At 60.2% G+C, this 23,426-nt stretch carries 19 protein-coding genes; 7 read left to right on the top strand and 12 right to left on the bottom strand.

Annotation, left to right across the window (positions count from 1 at the left end):
* Positions 1-3 precede the first annotated feature (3 nt).
* Positions 4-963 carry a PDR/VanB family oxidoreductase gene (locus F552_RS0117715; RefSeq protein ID WP_018153117.1) on the top strand — a complete coding sequence of 320 codons (960 nt, stop codon included), beginning with the start codon at positions 4-6 and terminating at the stop codon, positions 961-963.
* A 40-nt stretch (positions 964-1,003) separates the two neighbouring features.
* Here the strand turns inward: F552_RS0117715 and F552_RS0117710 are convergent, their stop codons facing one another.
* From F552_RS0117710 to F552_RS0117685, 6 genes are all read right to left on the bottom strand, one after another.
* Entirely contained in the window at positions 1,004-1,921 is a 918-nt protein-coding gene (locus F552_RS0117710) for an ROK family protein (protein ID WP_018153116.1), read from the bottom strand.
* A gap of 57 nt (positions 1,922-1,978) precedes the next feature.
* Positions 1,979-3,004 (bottom strand): SIS domain-containing protein, encoded by a 1,026-nt coding sequence (locus tag F552_RS0117705; RefSeq protein WP_018153115.1) that lies wholly within the window; start codon positions 3,002-3,004, stop codon positions 1,979-1,981.
* A 33-nt stretch (positions 3,005-3,037) separates the two neighbouring features.
* Positions 3,038-3,880, bottom strand: a complete 843-nt coding sequence (locus tag F552_RS0117700) for a carbohydrate ABC transporter permease (protein WP_018153114.1) — start codon at positions 3,878-3,880, stop codon at positions 3,038-3,040.
* Complete coding sequence (locus F552_RS0117695; RefSeq protein WP_018153113.1) at positions 3,877-4,770, bottom strand: carbohydrate ABC transporter permease; 894 nt, start codon at positions 4,768-4,770, stop codon at positions 3,877-3,879. Before F552_RS0117695 ends, F552_RS0117700 begins: the two co-directional genes overlap by 4 nt.
* Before the next feature lie 2 nt (positions 4,771-4,772).
* On the bottom strand, positions 4,773-6,011 hold the full coding sequence (locus tag F552_RS0117690) for an extracellular solute-binding protein (RefSeq protein WP_018153112.1): 1,239 nt from the start codon (positions 6,009-6,011) through the stop codon (positions 4,773-4,775).
* Between the two features lie 78 nt (positions 6,012-6,089).
* A complete protein-coding gene (locus F552_RS0117685) occupies positions 6,090-7,175 on the bottom strand; it encodes an ABC transporter ATP-binding protein (RefSeq protein ID WP_018153111.1) in 1,086 nt (361 codons plus the stop codon).
* A gap of 184 nt (positions 7,176-7,359) precedes the next feature.
* Here F552_RS0117685 and F552_RS0117680 point away from each other — a divergent pair, with 184 nt between their 5' ends.
* Together F552_RS0117680 and F552_RS0117675 are read left to right on the top strand one after the other, a co-directional pair.
* Entirely contained in the window at positions 7,360-8,562 is a 1,203-nt protein-coding gene (locus F552_RS0117680) for an ROK family transcriptional regulator (protein WP_018153110.1), read from the top strand.
* 99 nt (positions 8,563-8,661) lie between these two features.
* Positions 8,662-9,504 carry a 2OG-Fe(II) oxygenase family protein gene (locus F552_RS0117675; RefSeq protein WP_018153109.1) on the top strand — a complete coding sequence of 281 codons (843 nt, stop codon included), beginning with the start codon at positions 8,662-8,664 and terminating at the stop codon, positions 9,502-9,504.
* A gap of 24 nt (positions 9,505-9,528) precedes the next feature.
* Here the strand turns inward: F552_RS0117675 and F552_RS0117670 are convergent, their stop codons facing one another.
* Positions 9,529-10,422 carry a LysR family transcriptional regulator gene (locus F552_RS0117670; RefSeq protein ID WP_018153108.1) on the bottom strand — a complete coding sequence of 298 codons (894 nt, stop codon included), beginning with the start codon at positions 10,420-10,422 and terminating at the stop codon, positions 9,529-9,531.
* A 172-nt stretch (positions 10,423-10,594) separates the two neighbouring features.
* Here F552_RS0117670 and speB point away from each other — a divergent pair, with 172 nt between their 5' ends.
* From speB to F552_RS0117645, 4 genes are all read left to right on the top strand, one after another.
* Complete coding sequence (speB, locus tag F552_RS0117665; protein ID WP_018153107.1) at positions 10,595-11,566, top strand: agmatinase; 972 nt, start codon at positions 10,595-10,597, stop codon at positions 11,564-11,566.
* Between the two features lie 156 nt (positions 11,567-11,722).
* Positions 11,723-12,871, top strand: coding sequence for a branched-chain amino acid ABC transporter substrate-binding protein (locus F552_RS0117660; RefSeq protein WP_211208310.1), 1,149 nt, complete (start codon positions 11,723-11,725; stop codon positions 12,869-12,871).
* Positions 12,872-13,643: 772 nt separating this feature from the next.
* On the top strand, positions 13,644-15,860 hold the full coding sequence (locus F552_RS0117650) for an HDOD domain-containing protein (protein ID WP_018153104.1): 2,217 nt from the start codon (positions 13,644-13,646) through the stop codon (positions 15,858-15,860).
* The gene (locus tag F552_RS0117645; protein ID WP_018153103.1) at positions 15,861-18,065 is read left to right on the top strand and encodes a putative bifunctional diguanylate cyclase/phosphodiesterase; all 2,205 of its coding nucleotides are present in this window, start codon (positions 15,861-15,863) and stop codon (positions 18,063-18,065) included. It begins immediately after the preceding gene.
* Between the two features lie 34 nt (positions 18,066-18,099).
* Here F552_RS0117645 and F552_RS0117640 read toward each other — a convergent pair whose 3' ends face one another.
* Genes F552_RS0117640 through cdhC form a run of 5 tightly spaced genes read right to left on the bottom strand, consistent with a single transcriptional unit; the run spans position 18,100 to position 23,425 of the window.
* A complete protein-coding gene (locus tag F552_RS0117640) occupies positions 18,100-19,071 on the bottom strand; it encodes a GlxA family transcriptional regulator (RefSeq protein WP_281168697.1) in 972 nt (323 codons plus the stop codon).
* 3 nt (positions 19,072-19,074) lie between these two features.
* On the bottom strand, positions 19,075-21,051 hold the full coding sequence (locus F552_RS0117635; RefSeq protein WP_018153101.1) for an acetoacetate--CoA ligase: 1,977 nt from the start codon (positions 21,049-21,051) through the stop codon (positions 19,075-19,077).
* Positions 21,052-21,065: 14 nt separating this feature from the next.
* Positions 21,066-21,539, bottom strand: a complete 474-nt coding sequence (locus F552_RS0117630) for a thioesterase family protein (protein WP_018153100.1) — start codon at positions 21,537-21,539, stop codon at positions 21,066-21,068.
* A 4-nt stretch (positions 21,540-21,543) separates the two neighbouring features.
* Positions 21,544-22,506 (bottom strand): L-carnitine dehydrogenase, encoded by a 963-nt coding sequence (locus F552_RS0117625; protein ID WP_018153099.1) that lies wholly within the window; start codon positions 22,504-22,506, stop codon positions 21,544-21,546.
* A 28-nt stretch (positions 22,507-22,534) separates the two neighbouring features.
* The gene (gene cdhC / locus F552_RS0117620) at positions 22,535-23,425 is read right to left on the bottom strand and encodes a 3-dehydrocarnitine:acetyl-CoA trimethylamine transferase CdhC (protein WP_018153098.1); all 891 of its coding nucleotides are present in this window, start codon (positions 23,423-23,425) and stop codon (positions 22,535-22,537) included.
* Position 23,426 lies beyond the last annotated feature (1 nt).

The following is a 23,426-nucleotide window of genomic DNA, read 5'->3' as shown; positions in this document are numbered from 1 at the left end:
GCCATGGCAGCCCCACAGACTATCCTGACCACCGTGACGGCGGTCGACACCTTAAGCGACGAGATCAAGGCGTTTACGCTGGCGCCGGTGGACGGCGAGCTGCCGGGGTTTACCTCGGGCAGTCATGTGATCGTGCAGATGCCGGACGGCGAGACCACCCATGCCAACGCCTATTCGCTGGTCAACCTGCCGGGGCAGAACATCTTTTGCATTGCGGTGAAACGCGAGCCGCAGTCCCGCGGCGGATCACGTTACATGCATGAACAGGTGCAGGTGGGCAGTACCTTGGCGGTCAGTCCGCCGGCCAACCTGTTTGCATTGGCCACATGCGACGGGCCGCATATCCTGATTGCCGGCGGCATCGGCATCACGCCGTTCATGTCGCATATCGCGGCGCTGGATCAGGCCGGTGCGGCGTTTGAACTGCACTACAGTTATCGCGACGCCAGCGTGGCGGCCTATGTGGACGTGCTGCGGCAGTACCAGGGCAGCGGCCGGGTGGTGCTGTACGATAACAGCCAGGGTCAGAAACTGGATTTGCCCGCGCTGATGGGGCGGCTGGATGCGCACAGCCACGTGTATGCCTGCGGCCCGCAGGTGCTGATGGACGCAGTGGTGGCGGAAGCCGGCAAGGTGCTGCCGGCGGAGCATGTGCATCTGGAACAGTTCGGCAAGCAGGCCGTCAAGGACGCGCACACGTTTACGGTTACGCTGGCGCGTAGCGGCAAGGAAGTGGAGGTTGGTCCAGACGAATCGATCCTGCACGCCATCGAGCGCAAGGCCAAGGTGAAAGTGGAATGCCTGTGCCGCGAAGGCTACTGCGGCACTTGCGAGACCGTGCTGCTGGGCGGGCAGGCGCTGCATCTGGACCAGTATCTGGACGATACCGAGAAAGCGGCGCAAAACAAGATCATGATTTGCGTCTCGCGCGCCCATCAAGGGCCGCTGGTGCTGGACCTGTAACCGTCACTCGCTACTGGACTGACGGGCCGGCTGGCCGGGATTACGCCGGCCGGTGAACCTGCGCCCAGTTGTAAGTGGCGCCGAGCAGGCCGGCATGGTTGCCGGCAGACGCCAGCACGCAGGGCGTCATGCGGAAGAAATCCGGCCGCAGGATGGTTTGCAGGTAAGACCGCAGTTCGGTTTCGAAGCGTTCACCGCGGCCGCTGATGCCGCCTCCCAGAATCACGCCTTCCGGGTTGAAGGCGTAGATCAGGTTGCCAAGCCCGGTGGCCAGATACTGGTACCAGCGGTGAATGACCTGTGCGGCGGTGGCGTTGCCGTTGTCACTGGCTTCAAACACGCGCCGGGCGGTCCAGGTTTCGCCGGGCATCTGCTGGCTGGCCAGCGTGGCCAGACCGCGTAGCGACGCCACGTCTTCCCAGATCTGCCCTTCGATGATCATATAACCCCATTCACCCGCCGCTTGCCGGTAGCCGCGGTACAGGTGCTTGTCGATGACAATGCCGCCGCCGATGCCGGTGCCCAGTGTCAGCGCAATAAAACTGTTCATGTCTTTGCCTGCCCCCAGCCAGCCTTCGGCCAGTGCCACGCAATTGACGTCGTTCTCTACCGTGACCGGCAGTCCGAACGGCTCGAAACACAACTTGATGATCTGGCCCTGATAGTCGCGGATGGCCTCGGCCGCGCCGTGGATTTCGCCATTGTCGGGGTCGATGATGCCAAGCGTGGAAATGGCGATGCCGACCGGCTGCTGTGCCAGTAACGGACGGATGGCGTCGTGCAGGCGCTGCATCATCTGGCCCGCGCCCTGCGGGCCGAGGGTGTCGATGGCGCCGGTTTCCTTGACGCTGCCGTCCAGCGCCACCAGTCCGTACTTGACCCGGGTGCCGCCCACGTCAATGGCGATCACCAGTTCATCGGGGCGTGCCTTGAAACGGGTGGGATCTACAGCGCTCATGGCCGGGGTCCTTGTGAAAAACAGATGGCAGTCAGGATTGCGCGCATGATGTCGGGCTCAATGGGTTTTGGTCACTTTGATCAGGTGGCTGGGCTGATCCGGGTTCAGGCCGCGGGCAGCGGCCAACCCTGCGGCCATGACGTAGAACGCCTGTACCGCCATGACCGGGTCCAGCTCGGGCACTGGCGCGGCCGGGATGGTCAGGGTACGGGACGGCACGTCGGCAGGGGCGGCCAGGATCACGTTGGCGCCTTTCTGGCGCATGTCGTCGGCCAGCTGCACCAGCCCGGCCATTTCCGGGCCGCGGGTAGCAATGATCAGTAACGGGTAGCCGGATTCGATCAGCGCCATCGGGCCGTGCACGATCTCGGCACCGGTAAAGGCTTCGGCCTGCAGTGCGGAGGTTTCCTTGCATTTGAGGGCGGCTTCCAGCGCAATCGAGAACCCCAGTCCGCGGCCGACGATCATGGCACGGCCGGCAGGGGCCAGCTGCTCGACGGCGGCAGACCAGTCATCGCCGCCTGCGGCGGTCATGGCGTCTGGCAGGGCGGCCAGACCGTCCAGCAGACGGGTATCGTTCTGCCAGTGGGCGACCAGGCTGGCAGAGGCGGTCAGGCTGGTGATGAAACTCTTGGTGGCGGCCACGCTTTGTTCCGGGCCGGCGCTCAGGTCAATGGCGGTGCCGACCAGCTTGGCCAGTGGCGAGCCGATGGTATTCACGAACGCTACCGTATTGGCGCCGTTGTTTTGAAAATGCTGCATGGTGGCAATCACGTCCGGCCCCTGACCGGATTGGGAAATGGCAATCGACAGCGTGTTTTTGGCTTCCAGCGGCGCATGCTGCAGCGTCACCAGCGACATCGGTACCGACGTCACCAGCTTGCCGGTGCGAGACATGATCAGGTAGGCCAGATAGTTGGCGGCGTGGTCGGAACTGCCGCGGGCGACGGTCGCTATGGCGGCCGGCGGTTGTGCCTGCAGGCGGGCGGCCAGACCGGCAAACTGGTCACGGGTAGCGGTTTGCTGGCGTGCAACCGCCTCTGCGGCGGCGAGAGCCTCGCGCTGCATGAATGAAATGGTCATGTCGGATTCCTTTGTATCAGTATTCGGTGCGGTTTAACCTTTGGTGCCACCAGCCGCCAGGCCGGAAACCAGAGAACGCTGTAAAAAGAGGGCGGCGACCAGCGGCGGCAGCGCGGCCAGCATGCCGACGGCGGAGATCAGCCCGTAGTCGGTGGCGCGGCCGGCAGCAAAGTCGCCAATGGCCACCGGCAGGGTCTTGGCCCGCAGGTCATTGGTGTAAATCAGGGCGTAGAAGAACTCGTCCCACGCCATCAGCAGCGCAAACAGGAGCGCCGCCCCCAGTGCCGGCTTGATCAGCGGCAGGGCAATATGCCAGATCACCTGCAGCTGGCTGGCGCCGTCGATGATGGCCGCCTGTTCGATCTCGTACGGCAGCAGGTCGAAGTTGTTTTTCAGCAGCCAGGTGGCAAACGGCAGCAGCATGGTGCAGTAGACGATGATCAGCGCCCAGCTGCTGTTGAGCAGGCCCAGGTGGCTGAAGGTCAGGTACAGCGGCAGCACAAAGGCAACCGGCGGCATCATGTACACCGCCAGCGTGCCGTACAGCAGGCCCTGGCGACCGGGAAAGCGCGAGAAACTGTACGCGGCCGGAATGGCAGCCAGCACCGAAATCAGGGTGGCGGACACGGCCACCACGGTACTGTTGCGCAGGGCGTACAGGAAGGTTTCACCGGTCGAGCCTTCTTCCAGCGTCAGCAAGCGCTTGTACTGGTCGAGGTTGATGGTCTCCGGAAACCACTTCAGCGGCAGGGTGGTGAGGTCGGTCGGCTGGCTGATGCTCATGATGAACAGCCAGGCAATCGGCAACACAATGCTCAGCGCCAGCAACACCACCGCGGCGTAGAGCAAAAAGGTCAACAGCGGATGTCTTTTCATCGCGAGGCTCCGTTCTGTCGGCGCAGCAGGAAGATATAGGCACCGATCAACAGGCTGCTAAAACCAACCACGGCAATGGCGTACGCCGCGCCGGTACCGGCATGCAGATAGCTGAACGATTCCTGGTACACGTAGAAGCTCACCGTGCGGGTACTGTCGGCCGGGCCGCCGCGGGTCATCACGTAAATGATGTCGAACACGCGGAAGGCTTCGATGGTCCGCAACACCAGCGCCACGATCAGCGGGCCGGCAATGGATGGCAGGGTGATGTGCCAGAAACGGTGCCAGGCGTTGGCACCATCCAGGCGCGCGGCTTCATACAGTTCCGTAGGGACGGTCTGTAGCGCCGCCAGCGCAATCAGGGCAATGATCGGGTAGTTTTTCCAGACGTCGGCCAGAATCACCATGTTCATGGCGGTTTCCGGGTCGCCCAGCCAGCTGCGGTATTCGGACAGAATGCCCAGCTGGGTCAGCAGCGCGTTCAGGCTGCCGTACTCCGGGTTGTAAATCAGCCGCCACATCATGGCGTTGACAATGGTAGGGAGCGCCCAGGGCAACACCAGCAGGGCCCGCATCAGGAAACGGCCGCGGAATTTCTGGTTGAGCAGCAGGGCCACCAGAATGCCGATCAGCAGTTCCAGACCGACGGACACCAGCGTGAAGTACAGTGTCCGGCCAAACCCGGTACGGAAATCTGCATCAGAGAGGGCGCGGGCAAAGTTTTCCAGCCCGACCCACTGGCCACCGCTGTCGCCAATGCCCATGCCGGTGTCAGTAAAACTTAACCAGACCGTTCTGAGCAGCGGCCACGCCGTGACCGCCGCCATGATGCCCAGCATGGGTACCAGCAGTACCCAGGCTGTCCGGCGTTGTTGTAGGGCGCTCGACATGATTAGCGGATCCCGGCAATCTCGGTAGACGCGGCCTTCATGGCGTCAGCCACTGGCGTCTGGCCCAGCAATGCCTTTTGCAGGTGCTTTTGCAGAATGGTCGACAACTGGGTGTACGCCGGGGTTTCCGGACGGCCCGCCATCACGGCCATGGACTGCTTGGCAGCGGCAATCAGCTCTTCCTGGCCTTTGGTCACAGCCGCATCGTCATAAGACGCTTTCCAGATCGGCAGGCTCAGCTTGGCGTACTTGTTCTGTACCGGGGCCGAGGTCATGTAGCTGATGTATTTCCAGGCATCGTCTGCGTGCTTGCTGCCGGACGGAATGCCCAGGCCCATCGAACCGTTAACGGCAGAGGCGACGGATTTACCCGCCACGCCCGGTGCCGGCAGGATGCCGACCTTACCGGCCACCTTGCTCTGTTTCGGATCATTGGCCATGTTGTACATGTAGGTCCAGTTCAGTGCAAAGGCTGCTTCGCCGTTAGAGAACACCTTGCGAACGTCTTCTTCCAGGTATTCGCGCGAGTTCGGGTTGGTCAGGCCGGAGGCCAGAGAGGCTTGCATCAGCTTGGCGGCATCCAGCACGCCACCCTTGTCAAAGGCCGGTTTGCCCTTGTCGAAGAACTGGCCTTTGTGGGCCAGCGCCAGGGTGGTGAAGTCACAGATCATGGCTTCGGACTGAGACCAGCTCCACACCAGTGGATATTTCACCAGCCCCTTGTCCTTGATGATCTTGGCCTGTTGCAGCACTTCAGCCCAGGTTTTTGGCGGATTGGCGATGCCGGCTTTTTTCAGCATGTCCTTGTTGTAGTACAGGTATTTGGTGTCCAGAATCCACGGCATGCCCAGCTTGTGGCCGTTGTTGTTGACCGTAGTCCATGCACCGTCGAATACCTTGCCGACCTGATCGGCCGGAATGCGCTTGGTCACGTCGACCAGCATCTTGTTCTTGGCAAATTCGGCGGGCCAGATCACGTCGAACAGTACCACGTCGTAACCGGAACCACCGGCACCGTTGGCCGCCACGATCTTGTCGTGCAGGGCTTCGTAAGGGACAAACTCCAGTTTCACCTTGATGCCTGGGTTGGCCTTGGTGAAATCGGCACTCATGGCTTTGATGTCGGCTTCGCTGTAAGCGGCCTGAGACATGAACAGGGCGTTAAGGGTGGTTTCTGCCGATGCGCCAATGGCACAGCCGGTCATCATCACTGCCACGGCAACTTGATTCAAACGTTTCATGAACACTCTCTCCTTCGGTTAAGGATGTCTGGCGACAACCCGAAAAACTGCACAACATGCGCACAAGCCGTTACCGGCTCATGATTTCCATTGAATGCTGGCATTGTCTGCATCAAACAGATGGCAATGCCGGGTATCGATGTCGAGATGCACCGGGTCACCGGCTTTTAGCTCGGCGTGCGAGCCATCCAGCTTGACCGACAGCACCTCTTTCAGCCCGGGTACGGAGACATACATCACCACCGAATCGCCCAGATGTTCCACCAGGTCGATATGCCCCTGGATGCCGGATGGCGCCTGGCTGATGCGCAGGTGCTCCGGACGGATGCCCAGCGTGAGCGAATCCGGCAAGGCAGCGGTCACTGGCAGGCGGGTCTGGCATTGTTCCCCGGCAAACAGGGTGACACCGTCCGCCGTGCGGCTGACGGTACACGGGATGAAATTCATCGAGGGTGAGCCAAGGAAGCCGGCCACAAAGCGGTTGGCCGGGGCATGGTAAAGCTCTAATGGGGTGCCGACCTGCTCGATATGCCCGCCATTGAAGACCACGATCCGGTCGCCCAGGGTCATGGCTTCGACCTGGTCATGGGTCACGTAAATCATGGTAATGCCCAGTTCCTGATGCAGCCGGGACAGCTCGATACGCATCTGTACCCGCAGCGAGGCGTCCAGGTTAGACAGCGGCTCGTCAAACAGGAACACGCCGGGCTTGCGCACAATGGCACGGCCAATGGCCACACGCTGACGCTGGCCGCCGCTCAGTTCCTTGGGTTTGCGGTCCAGCAAATGGGTGATCTGCAAAATCTCGGCGGCTTTGGTGACGGTCTGGTGAATCTCGGTCTTGGGCGTGCCGGCCATTTTCAGGCCGAAGGCCATGTTGTCGTACACGGATTTGTGCGGGTAAAGCGCATAGCTCTGGAACACCATGGCGGTGCCTCGCTTGGCTGGGGCAATGTCGTTGGCGCGCTTGTCGCCAATCAGCAGATCACCGCTGCTGATGTCTTCCAGCCCGGCAATCATGCGCAGCAGGGTGGATTTGCCGCAGCCGCTAGGCCCGACAAACACCACAAACTCGCCGTCATGAATATCCAGATCAATGCCCTTGATGGTCGGGACATTGTTACCGTAGGTTTTCTGGATGTTGCGTAATTTCAGATTCGCCATGTGTCTTCCGGTCTGATCGGGTGTCTGCCGTCGCCCGGGCTACCATCGTGGTCAGTCGGGAGGGGCAGGCACCGGCATGCGATGAAAAAGGGTATCCGGCAATTTGTTCGGTAAGCAGATTAAACCACAAGAAAATTATTAAATCAACTTGATTGATTTAATAGGGAAACGGGATACTTATGCCATGAAAAAACCGAGCCTACATGATCAGCCCACGCCTGCCGGCACCAACCTGGAACACGCCAAATACCACAACCGGCGGGTGGTCATCGAGACGGTCCGCCTGCACGGCACCCTGACCCGGGCCGAGATTGCCCGCCTTACCGCGCTGACGGCGCAAACCGTTTCCAACATCGTTAGCGAGCTGCAAGCCAGCGGCATGATCACGGCGCACGGCCCGGTCAAGGTCGGTCGCGGCCAGCCGGCCACCCCGCTCACCATCAACCCGGATGGCGCCTACTCCATCGGTATCGAGCTGGACCACCAGTCGCTGATCGGCGTGCTGGTCGATCTGGCCGGCAAGTTGCGCGGCCGCATTGCCATGCCGGTCAGCCGCCCTACCCCTGCGGTGGCCATGCCGATGATTGTGGAGGTGGTGCAGCAACTGCGGCAGCAGGTCGATATCGACTGGGAACGCATGCTGGGCATCGGTCTGGTGATGCCGGGGCCGTTTGGCGTGGAAAACATGTCGTCCAAAGGGCCGACCACGCTGCCGGGCTGGGACAACTTTGATGTGGAAACCGAACTGCAACAGCTCACCAGCTTGCCCGTGCTACTGGAAAACGACGCCAACGCCGCTGCGATTGGCGAGCGGCTGTACGGCGTGGCCAAGTCGCTCAACAATTTTGCCTATGTCTTCATCGGCACCGGTCTGGGCGCCGGCCTGTTTCTGAACGGCAGCCTTTACCGCGGCCAGGCCAAAAACGCTGGCGAAATCGGCCACATGGTGGTGATGCCGGAGGGGCGCGCCTGCTACTGTGGCAACAAGGGCTGTCTGGAGCGTTATGTGTCGCTGGATGCCGCCTATGAAATCCTGCAGATACCGGAATCCGAGCAGCATTCGCCCGACATTCTGCTGCAAAACCCGCAAGCTTTCGACGAATGGCTGAAGATAGCCGTACCTGCCCTGCGCCAGGGCATCAACATCATCGAATCCATGCTGGATATCGAATCAATCGTGCTGGGCGGTTTTTTGCCGGCCCCGCTGCTGGAACGCCTGATTGCCGCGCTGGACCCGTTACCGGTCTCGATCCGCTCCGACTACGCCGCCAGCAACCGGCTGCGGGTCGGCGTGACCGGCACCGATACCGCTGCACTGGGCGCCGCTGCCCTGCCCATCTTTGATGAATTCAATCCACGTTACGACGTGCTGCTGAAAGCCAACTGAGCCGCTGCGTTCCCAGTCGACGAACGCGCGGTGTCGGCATAAAATCAGCGTATCCTCCCGCTACCCGCGGGTACCCACGTCCACGCATGAGGTGTCACCATGAAAGTTCTGGTCGTCGATTATCAAGACCCGGATGCGCCAGCGCAATTTACCGAATCCCTGCGGACCACCGGCTTTGGTGTGCTCAAGAACCACCCCATTCCCCAGGGCATGGTGGAATCCATCTACCGCGAATGGCTGGCCTTTTTTGACGGCGAGGCCAAGCACGCCTACGCTTTTGACCGGGACAAGCAGGACGGTTTTTTCTCGACCGAGATTTCCGAAACCGCCAAAGGCCATAGCAAGAAAGACATCAAGGAGTATTACCACTACTACCCTTGGGGCCGTTATCCGACGGAGGTACCCGACACCGCCAGCCGTTACTACGGCATCGCCAACCAGCTGGCCCAGGAGCTGCTGGGCTGGGTAGAACAAAACACGCCCGCTGACGTCAAGGCGCGTTTCTCCATGCCGCTGCCACAGATGATCCAGGACAGCCGCAAGACCCTGCTGCGCGTTTTGCGCTACCCGCCGCTGACCGGGCAGGAAGACCCCGGCGCCATCCGCGCCGCCGCCCATGAAGACATCAACCTGCTCACCGTGCTGCCGGCCGCCAACGAACCCGGCCTGCAGGTGAAAGGCACCGATGGCCAGTGGTACGACGTGCCCTGCGATTTCGGCACGCTGGTCATCAACATTGGCGACATGCTGCAGGAAGCCTCCGGCGGCTACTACCCGTCCACCACCCACCGGGTGATTAACCCGACCGGTGAAGGCCGCTTCAAATCCCGCATCTCGCTGCCGCTGTTCCTGCATCCGCGCGACGAAGTGGTGTTATCAGACCGCTATACCGCCCTGGCGTACCTGGAAGAACGCCTGCGCGAGCTGGGCGTGAAGATGTAAGGACTGCCGGGCTGCGGTGAGTGGCTAGGTCGCCATTTGCTTCAGAATGTCGATAAAGCCCAGCACCGCGCGTGACGGAGAAGCCCCTTGCCGCTGTATCACATGAAATACCAGCCGGGTATAAAACCGGCTGGCATCCAGCCGCCGCAGCAACCCCAGGTCTTGCCATTTCTGTGCATACGGCGGGGGTAAAAAGCCGATGTAATTGCCGGAGAGGATCAGCAAGGCGCGGCCTTCTACCGTATCTACAGATGCCGCCGGGCGGGAAATGCCCAGCAAGGTATGTTCCAGGTGCCCCAGATAGGCGCGTGCCACAAACCGGGCATGGCGAATATCGTCTACCTGAAGCATGGGGTCGGGGATGTCGAACAGCGCGTGTGTGGATGCACAGTACAGCCCTTGCTCTTCGGTATACAGGGGCTCGTAAACCAGCCCGGGTACTTTGCCGGGAAAGGGGCCAACGGCCAGATGCAGGCGCCCGTCCAGGACTTTTTGTTCCAGACCAGAGGGCGTGTCAATTTCGACTTCCAGATCTACGTTTGGTGCCATGCGGCCGAATGCCCGCACTGCGGGTAACAAGGGCGCATGTTCATCAAACAGGGTGGCCTCCACCATGCCAAACCGCAGCTGCCCTTGCAGCTGTTGCCTGAGATCCATCGCTTCCATGTGAAAACTGTCCACCGCCCCGAGCAGGCGTTGGGATGCCGCATGCAGCTTGGCCCCTTCGTCCGTCAGCCGAAAGCCTGACCGGCCCCGCTCGCACAACCGGACACCCAGTCGCGATTCCAGCTGCGATACATATTCGCTAATGCTGGAAGCGCCCAGATTCAAGGCGGACTGGGCTGCCGCAAATCCGCCGCTTTTGACGATGGTGTCAAAAATCCGTAGCAACTTCAAATCGGCATCTTGAACCTGCATGCTGAAGCCTCCGGTTTATTCGGAAAATTCCGAAATGAACTTCATTTCATTCCTGTTTTATTGAAGTTAATTATTGCTGAAAATGGGTTCACTGCCAAGACAGTGTGTTACCCGCAGACAGGCGATTCGCGGGAGGCATTGTCCGCCTGGTCATCATGAAAAGGAAATCATCATGTCTGCTAACAGCTATGAAACCGGCCGCTTGAATTTGCCATTTGTCGGTATCTGTACATTCGGGAAATCCCCTGTCTGTCTGGACTGGGACAACATCCAGGCCGATGTGGCCATCATGGGGGCGCCATTTGACTGTGGTACCCAGTGGCGTGCAGGGGCCAGGTTCGGTCCACGCGGCATACGCGAAGCGTCTACCCTGTTTTCTTTTGGTCATGGCGGCGCCTACGATTTTGAGGACGACGAAATTTATCTGCCGGCCAACGAGGTGCGCATGGTGGATATCGGGGATGCCGATATCGTGCATACCAATACCGAAAAAAGCCATGCCAACATCGAGTATGGCGTGCGCAAGATCCTGGCTGCCGGGGCGCTGCCGGTGGTCCTGGGCGGCGATCATTCCATCAATATTCCCTGTATCAATGCCTTTAGCGACCAGGCTCCCTTTCACGTGGTGCATATCGATGCGCATCTGGACTTTGTGGATGAGCGGCATGGGGTCCGGCACGGGCACGGCAACCCGTTGCGGCGTGCGGCCGAGAAGGAGGTAGTGACCGGCATGACGCAGATCGGCATTCGCAATGTGTCGTCGACAGCACGTGAAGGCTATGCCCAGGCCCGCGAAATGGGGTCTGACATCATTTCTGTGCGGCAGCTCCGCAAGCTGGGTATCGAAGGCGTGCTGAGCCGCATTCCCAAAAACGTCCGCTATTACCTGACCATTGATATCGATGGTTTTGACCCGTCGATTGCGCCGGGCACCGGTACCCCCAGTCACGGCGGGCTGACCTATTACGAAGGCCTGGAGCTGTTTGCGGGACTGGCGGCACAAGGGGATATCGTGGGCATTGACCTGGTAGAAGTTGCACCCGACTACGATCACTCAGGGTCGACCTCCATTCTGGCCGCCCAGCTGTTACTCAACACCATCGGACGCGTCATGCACCAGCGCAAGCTCAAACAGACACGCTGAGGCCGGATTGGCATTGACTGTCGGTTCATGCGGGAGCCCGTGAATCGGCAGGTGTGGCAAATCTGGCTCCCGCATCATCATCTGGTTGCGAGGCATTCACCGATTTAACCGTCTTGCCATTGGGCATTGCCCAAGCATTATTCTTTGAGGAGAGTCATGATGTGGAAAAACAATACCGTACGTCATTTGCTGCCTGCGGGCCTGATACTGGCCATGTTGCCAATGCTGGCGCGGGCAACTGACGAACAAGTCGTCAAGATTGGTCTGACCGGCCCGTTGTCCGGGCAGCAGGCGGCACTGGGCAAGGATGATGAATACGGCTTCAAACTGGCGCTGGAGCGTTTGAATGCCTCGGGGGTGATGGTGGCTGGCAAACGCATCCGTTTTGAACTGGTGTCCGAAGACGATGCGGCCGATGCCCGAACCGGCATGACGGTGGCCCAGCGTCTGATTGACAGCAAAGTCAAAGCCGTACTGGGGCCTTACAACTCGGGGGTGGCGCTGCCGATATCCCGACTGTTTAACGAGGCCGGGATCGTGATGGCGACCGTGGCCTCCAATCCGAAGATTACCCAGCAGGGGTTCCCGTACATTTTCCGCATTTCTGCCAGCGACACCCAGCTGGGTACAAAAATGGGCACCTTTGCTGCCAGGAGCCTGAAGCTCAAGCAGTTTGCCGTCATTGATGACCGCACGGCCTATGGCCAAGGGGTGGCCGACGAGTTTGAGAAAGCCGCCAAAGCCAACGGAATCAAGATTATTGCCCGCGAGTTTACCACGGACAAAGCGACCGATTTCAGTGCCATTCTGAGCCGGATCAAGGCCTCGAAGCCGGACGGGATTTTCTACGGCGGGTACTACACCCAGGCGGGACCCATGCGGGCGCAAATGAAACAACTGGGCATGGATGCCTATTTGCTGGGCGGCGATGCCATTTGCAATGAAGAGCTGGCGAAGCTGGGCGGTGCCTCTGTCGATGGTCACGTGTATTGTCCGCAAGGCGGGCCGGTGCTGGAGCAGAGCAAAGCGGGCCGGGCATTTCAGGCCGATTTCAAGAAGAAATTCGGCATTGAACCGCTCACCTACAGTGCCTCAATGTTTGATGGCCTGAACCTGATTGCCAAAGCCATGCAGAAAGCCAATTCGGTCGAGCCGGAACATTATCGTGATGCCTTGGCGTTCCTGTCTCATCAGGGGGTGGCCGGTGATTATCAGTTTGATAACAAACGGGATTTAAAGAACTCACCGATTACGGTGTATACGTTCAAAAACGGCCAGATTGTGGCCTTGCCAGAGGGCAAGTAGGGATGCAGCGATCATTTTGATGTAACAGGATGGGGCCCTTCATTCAGCTGAATAAATGAAGGATTTTTTAGCCGGTTTTATCACTGATAAAGCCGGCTTTTCTTATTGGGTTAAAGAATACTGAAAAGATGTCGATAAATGCAGGAATAGGCGTATTACGTGCTGCGTAAAAGCGGGGAATTACTCTTAATGGTCAGTGGATATGTACATCATATTTATAGTACATATCAATATAACAAAGGCATATATTGGTAATTGAAGCATGTGATAGTGTTGTTAAAAAACCAATAAAATTCATCCGGTTGCCAGATACTTTGAATGTAATGTATAAGAAATGTGCAACACGTATGTTTATGCTGTCTATAATGAAGCCAATATACGCCATAAATAAATGGCTGAATAAACAGCTGCTTACAGGATTATTGTATTGGCGGTAGATGCATTGGCCAGGTAAATAAACCATTTCCGGAATTGGCGGAGCGCCATTTGCCGGACAAGCGGTACTGGTGCAATGCTGAATTGCGGCAGATACTCATGCGCAATATTGAAGCACATATGGCCGCATAGTAGTATGCAGTGCGCTGCCGGGCCGCGGACGAATGAGCCGGCTGGCAGGCAGTGCTTACAGGCAAGAGGTGACAGGCGATGTTGGACAGGACGTCAGGATACATGAGCGGATGCGTTAGCCGGGCAAAGCCTGGCGGCGTGCATTGGCCATGGGCGCCACAGACGGCCTGCCATGACGTGGTGTGCCGCCTGCCGGAGAACGGCCATGTATAAATTGCCCGAAGCCATCGAGCATATCATCGAGGCCGGCAAGGTACCGTCGCCGCCGCAGGTGCTGATCAAGCTGATGCAGATGGTCGATAACGAACAGATCACCATGGATGAGCTGGCGGCACTGGTCGGACAGGACGCCGGTCTGGTCACACGGGTCCTGACGGCGGCCAACTCCCCTGCGCTGCGGCGCGGCACAGAGCTGCAAAGCCTGGAGAGCTGCCTGACCAGCCTCGGTACGCGGATGATCCGCTCGATCGCGACCTGCCTGTCGGTACAAAGCCTGTTTGAGCGTCAGGACGGGGTGCAGTCCAAAGACCTGGTGCTTTTCTGGGCGCATTCGCTGCTGGTGGCTGAACTATCGCGCCAGCTGGCGGAAGTGGTGGGTTATCGTCGTCCGGACGAGGCCTATCTGGCCGGATTGATGCACGATGTGGGCGAACTGATCCTGTTGTCTGCCCTGGGAGCACCATACGCCCAGCTGGTGTCGACCTGCCCGTATGAAAGCCTGCTGACCGCCGAAGAGACGGCCGGGTTTGGCGTGCATCACGGCGAGGCCGGTGCCTGGATGGTCGACAAATGGCAGCTGGATGCCGGCATGGCCGACGCCATCCTGTTCCATCATGCCTTGCCGGAAGACATCGAGACCGCCGGCATGCTGCCGCGGCTGGTGTGGTTTGCCCATGCCCTGAGTTTTGATGATGAAACCTCGCCGCAATTGCTGGCACAGTACCAGCAACTGTTTGGCGAGACCAGCGCAGAGGCGCTGACCCATCTGCGCGAGCAAGCGGTGGCCAGAACCCACAAGCTCGGTGAAGCGCTGGGCCTGCCGCTGCCGGACGTACTGTACAAATTACGCGCCTGGGCCAAACTGGACGTGGCGGCCTTTCCGGACCATACGCCGTCGGCCGAAACGGCACAGGAAGCTCTCTCGGCCATGGTGGCTGGCAAAGCGGTCATGCAGCCGCTGCAGCAAGACATGCTGGAACTGCATTCGGATACGGAAGTGATGCTGGCCATTCGCGAATCGGCCCGCATCCTGTTTGATATCGGCAAGCTGGCGTTCTTGCGCTGCAAAACACCTGGCGGTCCATTGTCCGGCCAAGGTGTGGAAGGACAACCCGCAGTATTCCAGCAGATCGAGATTCCGCAGGAAGCCCGGCGCTCCCTGATGGCCGCCGCGGCGGTCTCGCGGCAGATCTATAGCTCGTTTGATGCGCCGGAATCCGGCAAATCGCTGCTGGACGTGCAGTTTGCACGTGCGCTGGGCAGCGAGGGGCTGCTGGTGATCCCGATGCTGGCGCGTGACCAGGTGCAAGGGGTGATGGTGTGCGGCCTTAACCAGGCGCATTATCAGCGCCTGCAGCGACAGCAAGGCTGGTTGAGCAATTTCGGCAAGATTGCCGGGGCCAGTCTGGCGGCGTTCCAGCAGGTGCAGGATTTCCGCCATGAGGTGGATGAAGAAGTCACCGGGCGCTTTAGCCGTCAGGCCAGACGCATTGTGCATGAAGCGGGCAACCCGCTGGGCATCATCAAGAGTTACCTGAAAATCCTCGACCGCAAGTTGCCGGAAGAGAGCGAAGTCCGCAACGAGCTGGGCATCCTGAATGAAGAAATCAGCCGGGTATCCAGCATTGTCAGCCGTATGAGCGAAATCCCGGCGGGCGAGGCCCCTACCGGCGGCGTGGACATGACCGGGCTGGTGCGCGAGCTGCTGGCGCTCTACAGCGAGGCGCTGTTCAAGGAAAAATCGATCCAGATCGACACGGTCTTGCCGGCCACGCCGCTACCAGTGAAGTGCGAGCGCAACAGCCTGAAGCAGATTCTGGTGAACCTGTGGAAAAACACCTCCGAGGCACTCAGCGCCGGGCAGAAAATCAAGATTACCCTGATTGATCAGGTCAACTATAACGGGCAGGACTATGCCCAGATCAGCATGGAAGATACCGGGCCGGGCATGCCGGAAGCCGCCATCCGCTCGATTCACCGGCCGCTGGAAGCCGCCGGGGCTGGCGCGCGCGGCATGGGGTTGTCGATTGTCGGCGAACTGTCACGCCGCCAGGGTATCCAGATCAGTTGCCATAGCCAGGCTGGCAAAGGTACGACCATCCAGTTGTTGATTCCGAGATTCATTCCCGCATTAGCCACTACAGCCAGCCCGCGAGGCGATCTTGCCCCGTTGCCGGTCACGAAATCAGGGTCGGAGGAATAAATGAATGCCATCCCGAGCTTTCATACATTAGCGACGATTGTAGATTACCCGGACGTCCAGCGCATTTTGCTGGTGGATGACGAACCGCGCTTTCGCAGTGCCTACCGCGAGCTGCTGGCCGGCGAGGGGCGGCAGATTGATGAAGCGGCCACTGGCCAGGAGGCGCTGCAATTCCTCGGTACGCGTGAAATCGACGTGGTGGTGCTGGACCTGAAGCTGCCGGACATTACCGGTATGGAGGTCATGGACTGGCTGGTGGCCAACCATATTTCCACCTCTGTGATCGTCTTCAGTGCCGACGAGTCGATCGACTCGGCCATTCATGCACTGCGCCAGGGGGCCTTCGAATTTATTCGCAAGCACGGCGATCCGGACCAGATGATCCGCACCGTCGACAAGGCCTTGCGGCACCGCCGGCTGGAAAAAGAACACGCACTGATGACCGCCCGGCTGGAGCAGTCCGAGCGGCTGCACCGCTTTCTGGTGGACCAGTCGCCCGACCTGATCTACACGCTCGACAAAGAAGGCAACTTCATTTTTGTGAACCGGCGCTTTGAAACGCTGCTGGGGTATGACCCGAATGAACTGATCGGGCTGCATTACTCGACAGTGCTGTACGACGAAGATCGCGAACGGGTGCAATACGCCTTTAACGAGCGGCGTGTCGGCGAGCGGGCCACCAGCAATTTTGAAGTGCGGCTCAAAGGCAAGCAGCAGGACGTGCGGCACTTTGACAACCGCATGATCGTGACCATCCTGAGTTCACAAGGCGTGTACTCGGAACAGGACCATCACGCGCCCCACTATGTCGGTACCTCCGGCGTGGCGCGCGACATTACCGAACGCAAGCGCGCCGAAGAAATGATCATCTTCCAGGCGTTTCATGACCTGCTGACCTCGCTGCCCAACCGCACGCTGTTCATGGACCGGCTCGGGCTGGCGATTACCCAGGCCAAGCGGCGGGACGAGCAGCTGGGGGTGATGTTCCTGGACATTGATCGCTTCAAGCTGATCAACGACAGCTATGGCCATCAGGAAGGCGACCGGTTCCTGAAAGAGTTTGCCGAGCGGGTACTGGGTTGCCTGCGCTCTGGCGATACGCTGGCGCGCCAGGGCGGCGACGAATTTACCATTCTGCTGCCGGACGTGTCCTGCCAGGGCGACGTGGCGGTGATTGCCCAGAAGGTGCTGGCGGAACTGCGACGCCCGTTCAAGGTAGCCGGCTGCGATTTTCTGGCCACGGCCAGTATCGGCATTGCGATGTTCCCGGAAGACGGCGATACGCCGGAAGCGCTGATCCGTAGCGCCGACATTGCCATGTACCAGACCAAGTCGCAGGGCAAAAACGGCTATGTGCAATACCTGCCGTCCATGAATACAGCGCACGCCGAGCGGATTTCACTGGAGAACGACCTGCACCAGGCCATCCAGGAAGGCAACCAGTTCGAGCTGCACTACCAGCCGCAGGTCAGCCTGTCGCAGCGGCGTGTGATTGGCATCGAGGCGCTGATTCGCTGGCGTCATCCCAAGCACGGCATGATCAGCCCGGATGCGTTTATTCCGATGGCCGAAGAAAGCGGCCTGATTGTCGGCATCAGCGACTGGGTGATGCAGGAAGGCCTCGGCCAGTTGCAGCGCTTGCGCCGCAAGGGCTTTACCAGCCTGAAGCTGGGCATCAACCTGTCGCCACGCGAATTCGAGCGCAGCGACCTGTTTGACCGGGTAATGAACCCGCTGGCGCAGTTTGACATTCCCAAGGATGCGGTCGAGATCGAGATTACCGAAAACCTGCTGATGAAGGATGCGGAAAGCATCATCACCAAGGTTCGCCAGCTGCGCCGCGCCGGCATCCAGATTTCCATTGATGATTTTGGTACCCGCTATTCGTCGCTGAACTACCTGCGCCGCTTCTCGATCAGCAGCATCAAGATCGACCAGTCGTTTGTGCGTGACCTGACCGGGGGCAGCCAGGATTCCACCGCCATCATTCTGGCGATCATGGGCATTGCCCGCAGCTTTGACTTGCGGGTGCTGGTAGAAGGTATCGAGAACGCCGAACAGCTGGAAACCCTGATCAAGCTCGGGTGTGACGAAATGCAGGGCTTCTATTTCAGCCGGCCGCTAACGGCGGACAAGCTGGAAACCTTCCTCAGCGAGTTCTCCAGCCTGTTTACCTTTAGCGAGGCCATGTACAGCGCCGCCTGAGGCCGGTCAACGTGCAAGCCAGCGAGCGATGGCATCAGGTGTTGGTGCGGTCGCTGCTGGGGCTGGTGCCAAAGCGGTGACGGTAGGCCCGGGCAAAATAGGTGGCCGATTCAAACCCGCAGGCGACGCAAACTTCCATCACCCCGAGCCCGGTTTGCCGCAGCAACTGACGGGCGCGTTCCAGTCGCAGGTTGAGGTAAAACAGGCTGGGCGTGGTCTTTAGCAGTGACTTGAACAGCCGTTCCAGCTGCCGCCGGGTCACACAGGCCAGGTCAGCCAGTTCGTCTACCGTGAGCGGTGCCTCCAGGTTGCGCTCCATGGCGCTGATCACCTGAATCAGTTTCTTGTTGTGAATCTCATAACGGGCCGCCACCTGCATGCGCTGGTGGTCGCTCTTGTCGCGTATCCGTCCCAATACAAACTGTTCTGATACCTGCATCGCCAGCGCATCGCCGTGCTGGCGGCGGATCAGCTCCAGCATCATGTCGATCGAGGCGGTGCCGCCTGCCGAACTCATGCGGCATTCGTCAATCTCATACAATTCTTGTGTCGGGGTTAGCGCCGGGTAGCGTTCTTCGAAGGCGGAGATGGCTTCCCAGTGCAGGGTAAAGCGGTGTCCGTCCAGCAGGCCGGCGTCGGCAAGGAGAAAACAGCCGGTATCAATGCCGCCCAGCAACGCCTGCTGCTTGTGCAGGGTCTTTAGCGCATGTTTCAGGGGGTCGCTGCTGGTTGCGAGCGGATTAAACCCGGCCACCACAAACAACATGTCGGCGTTGGCTGCCTGCTGCAAGTCGCCATCGACGGCAATCGACATGCCGTTGCTGGCAGTGACGGAGTCGCCGTTCTGGCTCAGCAGGTGCCAGTGATAACTCTCCGGCCGGAAACGGTTGGCCACCCGTAGCGGTTCGATGGCGGACAACAGGCCCATCATCGAAAACTCGGGTAGCAGCAAGAAATGGATCGCCTGTTGCGCCATGGCACTCACAGCCGTGTAGGGATGATCCACCGATTATGCCATTGAAAGCGCCGCAATGTGCCGGAAGCAAGCCAGTGCCTCCGGGTTGGCGAGCGCCTCGGTGTTTTTTACCTCTTGCGCATGTACCACCGCCTTGACGGCGCCTTCGACGATCTTGCCGCTCAGCGTGCGCGGAATGTCGTGCACCTGGATGATCTTGGCCGGCACATGGCGCGGTGTGGTTTCTTGCCGGATGCGCTGCTTGATGCGGGTGATCAGGTCCTCGTCGAGCGTGAGTCCGTCGCGCAGCCGGACAAACAGGATGATGCGCTCGTCTTCAAACCAGGCCTGGCCGATGCACACCGATTCCAGAACTTCCGGAATGGTTTCGACCTGGCGGTAGATTTCGGCCGTGCCGATGCGCACCCCGCCCGGGTTGAGCACGGTATCCGACCGGCCGTAGATGATGAGCCCGCCTCTGGGCGTGACTTCGGCGTAATCGCCATGGGTCCAGATGTTGGGGAAACGCCCAAAGTAGGCCTGGAAATATTTGTTGCGGTCGGGGTCGTTCCAGAAACCGAGCGGCATGTTGGGAAACGGCCGGGTACAGACCAGTTCGCCTTTTTCACCAACGACTGCTTGCCCCGCTTCGTTCCAGACCTCGACACTCAGCCCCAGCCCGCGCACCTGCAGTTCGCCCTTGTACACCGTCCGGTTGGCGGACCCCAGCGCAAAGCAGGAGACAATGTCCGTACCGCCGGAAATGGAGGACAGGGTCAGGTCCGGTTTGATGTGCCGGTACACGTAATCGTAACTTTCCGGCAGCAGCGGTGAGCCGGTCGAGTACAGCGTGGTTAGCGCCGTGAGCGGCCAGCGCTGGCCCGGCTGCAGGCCGAGTTTTTCGATGGCGCTCAGGTATTTGGCACTGGTGCCAAAGTGGGTGACCTGCTGCTCGGAGACCAGCCGCCACAGGATGTCGGGTTCACCGGGCAGCAAGGGCGAGCCGTCGTACAGTACCAGCGTCGCGCCGGTGGCCAGCGCGGAGACCATCCAGTTCCACATCATCCAGCCGCAGGTGGTGAAGTAGCACAGCCGGTCATGTTCGCCCAGGTTGCCGTGCAACCGGTGTTCTTTCAGGTGCTGCAGCAGCGTGCCGCCGGCCCCGTGAACGATGCACTTGGGTTTGCCAGTGGTGCCGGACGAATACAGGATGTACAGCGGGGCATCGAACGGCAACTGCGCAAAGTCGATGTCCTGGATTGCAAACGGTGCCACAAAATCAGCCAGCGCGGTGAAGCCATCCGTGGCGGCATCCAGCCCGCGCTGTGCATCATACGGCCACAGTACCACTGGCGGCTGATGGGCCAGCTGGCTGGCGACGGCGGTGATTTTGTCGGTGACCGGGCAGAACTTGCCGTTGTAGTAATAACTGTCTGTGCCAAAGATCAGTTTAGGTTCGATTTGGCCAAGCCGGTCGAGCAGACCCTGCACGCCGAAGTCGGGTGAGCAACTGCTCCAGATGGCGCCCACCGCGGCGGTGGCCAGCATGGCGGCGATGGTTTCCGGCATGTTGGGGACGATGCCCGCCACCCGGTCGCCGGGGCGGATGCCCGCGTGCCGGAGTGCCTGGCTAAGCCTTGATACCATGGCGTACAGGTCCTGCCAGCGCCACTGGCTACTGACGCGGGATTCGCCGGTAAAGGTAATGGCGATGGTTTCGTCCCGCCGGGCCAGCAGGTTTTCTGCAAAGTTAAGACGGGCGCCCGTAAACCAGCGGGTATCCATCATGTGCTCTGCCGGCTGGCAGATGGTGGTTGGCCGGGCGCTGGCCTTGATGCCGAAAAAGTGCCAGGCCGCTTCCCAGAAAGTGTCCGGATGGGCAATGGACCAGGCATACACGTCGTCAAAGTCGCCAGCGGACACCCCGTAATGGTCGGAGAGGTACACCCGGAAGTGGTCCAGCTGGGTGGTTTGGCCGGCGGGCGGCGTCCAGACTGGCAGTGGCTGGGTCGTGGTGTGCAAGGTATCCATGAACGTATCCGGTCTTATTTTCTGGGAATGCGAATCTGGTGGCCAAGCCAGTCGGCACTGTTAAGCGCATCCCGGTTGGCCAGCGCCCGCGCCAGTTGCGCGTGGGTGTCCGGCAGGAACGGCGCGGTTTTGCCGGCGGCGGTGTCGATATGAGCCAGCATCTGTTCCGAGACCGCGACCAGCGTCTGGTCGTCCCGGTAGAGCTCCATGCACAGGTGCACCCGCTTGTGGTCCAGGTCCAGCACGTGTACCTGCACGGTCAGCTGGCTATTCACCTTGACCTCCTGCAAGAACAACAGGTGCGATTCCAGCGTGTACAGCGACACGTGATGCGCCTCGCGGCTGGCGGCGTCCAGTCCGGTCTGGTCCATCAGGGCGTCGGTTGCCAAGCTGCAGGCCAGGCCATAGTAGGCATCGCGCATGTGGCCGTTATAGTCGGTCCACTCCACTGGGACGGTGCACTGGAACACGCAAACGGGGGTGGTCATGGCGTCAGGCTCCTGCCAGTCCGTGCTGCTGCTTGGTTTTTTCGATGGCATCCAGCACGTTGATGATGCAATCGTTGCGGTAGCGCTCCATGGCCTTGATACTGTGGCCGTTCATTTGTTCGCTGGTACCGGCAACCACTTTTTCGATCAGCTCGTCGGTCAGTTCCGGCGCTTCCAGCTTGGTCCACGGCAACTTCAGGGCCGGGCCGAACTGGTGCATGAAGTGGCGCATGCCAGCGTCTCCACCCGCCAGGGTATAGATCTGGAACGTGCCCATGAAGGCCCAGCGGATACCGGCGCCATAACGGATGGCGTCATCGATCTCGCCGGTGGTGGCGACACCATCGTTGACCAGATGCAGTGCCTCGCGCCACAGGGCTTCCAGCAGCCGGTCGGCAATAAAGCCGGGGACTTCCTTGCGCACCCGCAGCGGCTTCATGCCCAACTGCGTGTAAATGTGCATCGCCGTCTCGATGGCCTCCGGGCTGGTCTCTTGACCGCCCAAAACTTCTACCAGCGGCAGCAGGTATACCGGGTTGAATGGGTGGCCCACCACGCAGCGCTGCGGATGGGTGGCCGAGGCGTAGAACTCGGACGGCAGCAGGCCGGAGGTGGACGAGGCAATGATGGCCTCCGGTTTGGCCGCCGCACTGATGCTGGCGTGCAGGGCCAGTTTCAGCTCCAGCCGTTCCGGTGCGCTTTCCTGGATAAAATCGGCATCTGCCACGCAGGCCTCGATGGTGTCCATGAAGCGCAGCCGGTCTTGCGAAGCACCCGGTGCCAATCCGACCCGTTCCAGTGCTGGCCAGGCGTTGGCCACACTGGCGCGCAGCTGCGCTTCGGCCCCGGGGGCCGGGTCCCAGGCGTTGACATCCAGCCCGTGTGCCAGTGCGCGGGCAATCCAGCCCGCCCCGATCACGCCGACCCCGAGGGCGGCAAATGTTTTTACTTCTTTGATCAAAGCCATGATGTATTCCTGTGACGTAAAGGGTGGATCAGCCGCGTTTTTTCAGGCCCAGTTTCTTGCGCCCTTCTTCCGGCGTCAGGGTACGGGCACCCAGGTTCTGGATCAGGTTGTTGGCACGCTCGACCAGCGCACCATTGCTGGCAAACACGCCCTTGTCCAGATACAGGTTGTCTTCCAGCCCGACGCGCACGTTGCCGCCCAGCAGGATGGCCTGCGCCACCATCGGCATCTGCATGCGGCCAATGCCAAACCCGGCCCACATCGCACCCTCCGGCAGGTTGTCGACCATGGCTTTCATGGTGGTGGTGTCGGCCGGTGCGCCCCACGGAATACCCAGACACAGCTGAAACAGCGGCGCGTCGTCCAGCAGGCCTTCTTTCAGCAACTGCTTGGCAAACCACAGGTGGCCGGTATCAAATACTTCCAGCTCCGGCTTGACGCCCAGCTCCTGGATACGCTTGGCACCCGCCCGCAGCTGGGCCGGGGTGGAGACATAGATAAAGTCGCCGTCGCCAAAGTTGAGCGTGCCGCAGTCCAGCGTGCAGATTTCCGGCAGCAGTTCTTCCACATGGATCAGGCGTTCCAGCCCGCCGACCAGATCGGTACCGGGGCCAAACTGCATCGGTTTGTCGCCGGCGCCGATTTCCAGGTCTCCGCCCATGCCGGCGGTCAGGTTCAGGATCATGTCGACGCCGGACGAGCGGATACGGTCGACCAGCTCGCGGTACAGCGCCGGGTTGCGGCTGCCCTTGCCGGTTTCCGGGTCACGCACGTGGCAGTGCACCACGGTGGCCCCAGCTTTGGCGGCCTCGACAGCGGCTTCGGCAATCTGCTTGGGGGTGACAGGGATGGATGGATGTTTGCCAACGGTGTCACCGGCGCCGGTGACGGCGCAGGTCACAATCACATCGTGATTCATG

The organism is Leeia oryzae DSM 17879 (assembly GCF_000376945.1).
Lineage (GTDB): Bacteria > Pseudomonadota > Gammaproteobacteria > Burkholderiales > Leeiaceae > Leeia > Leeia oryzae.
Note: the sequence above shows the minus strand (reverse complement) of the source record. Positions and strands in the feature narration are given on the sequence as shown.

Excerpts from the sequence above, each read along its gene's own strand:
- F552_RS0117645 (WP_018153103.1), top strand. The coding sequence starts at position 15,861 with ATGAATGCCATCCCGAGCTTTCATACATTAGCGACGATTGTAGATTAC.
- F552_RS0117660 (WP_211208310.1), top strand. The coding sequence starts at position 11,723 with ATGATGTGGAAAAACAATACCGTACGTCATTTGCTGCCTGCGGGCCTG.
- F552_RS0117675 (WP_018153109.1), top strand. The coding sequence starts at position 8,662 with ATGAAAGTTCTGGTCGTCGATTATCAAGACCCGGATGCGCCAGCGCAA.
- F552_RS0117670 (WP_018153108.1), bottom strand. The coding sequence starts at position 10,422 with ATGCAGGTTCAAGATGCCGATTTGAAGTTGCTACGGATTTTTGACACC.
- F552_RS0117695 (WP_018153113.1), bottom strand. The coding sequence starts at position 4,770 with ATGTCGAGCGCCCTACAACAACGCCGGACAGCCTGGGTACTGCTGGTA.
- F552_RS0117705 (WP_018153115.1), bottom strand. The coding sequence starts at position 3,004 with ATGACCATTTCATTCATGCAGCGCGAGGCTCTCGCCGCCGCAGAGGCG.
- speB (WP_018153107.1), top strand. The coding sequence starts at position 10,595 with ATGTCTGCTAACAGCTATGAAACCGGCCGCTTGAATTTGCCATTTGTC.
- F552_RS0117700 (WP_018153114.1), bottom strand. The coding sequence starts at position 3,880 with ATGAAAAGACATCCGCTGTTGACCTTTTTGCTCTACGCCGCGGTGGTG.
- F552_RS0117715 (WP_018153117.1), top strand. The coding sequence starts at position 4 with ATGGCAGCCCCACAGACTATCCTGACCACCGTGACGGCGGTCGACACC.
- F552_RS0117625 (WP_018153099.1), bottom strand. The coding sequence starts at position 22,506 with ATGGCTTTGATCAAAGAAGTAAAAACATTTGCCGCCCTCGGGGTCGGC.
- F552_RS0117635 (WP_018153101.1), bottom strand. The coding sequence starts at position 21,051 with ATGGATACCTTGCACACCACGACCCAGCCACTGCCAGTCTGGACGCCG.
- F552_RS0117690 (WP_018153112.1), bottom strand. The coding sequence starts at position 6,011 with ATGAAACGTTTGAATCAAGTTGCCGTGGCAGTGATGATGACCGGCTGT.
- F552_RS0117685 (WP_018153111.1), bottom strand. The coding sequence starts at position 7,175 with ATGGCGAATCTGAAATTACGCAACATCCAGAAAACCTACGGTAACAAT.
- F552_RS0117680 (WP_018153110.1), top strand. The coding sequence starts at position 7,360 with ATGAAAAAACCGAGCCTACATGATCAGCCCACGCCTGCCGGCACCAAC.
- F552_RS0117710 (WP_018153116.1), bottom strand. The coding sequence starts at position 1,921 with ATGAGCGCTGTAGATCCCACCCGTTTCAAGGCACGCCCCGATGAACTG.
- F552_RS0117650 (WP_018153104.1), top strand. The coding sequence starts at position 13,644 with ATGTATAAATTGCCCGAAGCCATCGAGCATATCATCGAGGCCGGCAAG.
- F552_RS0117630 (WP_018153100.1), bottom strand. The coding sequence starts at position 21,539 with ATGACCACCCCCGTTTGCGTGTTCCAGTGCACCGTCCCAGTGGAGTGG.
- cdhC (WP_018153098.1), bottom strand. The coding sequence starts at position 23,425 with ATGAATCACGATGTGATTGTGACCTGCGCCGTCACCGGCGCCGGTGAC.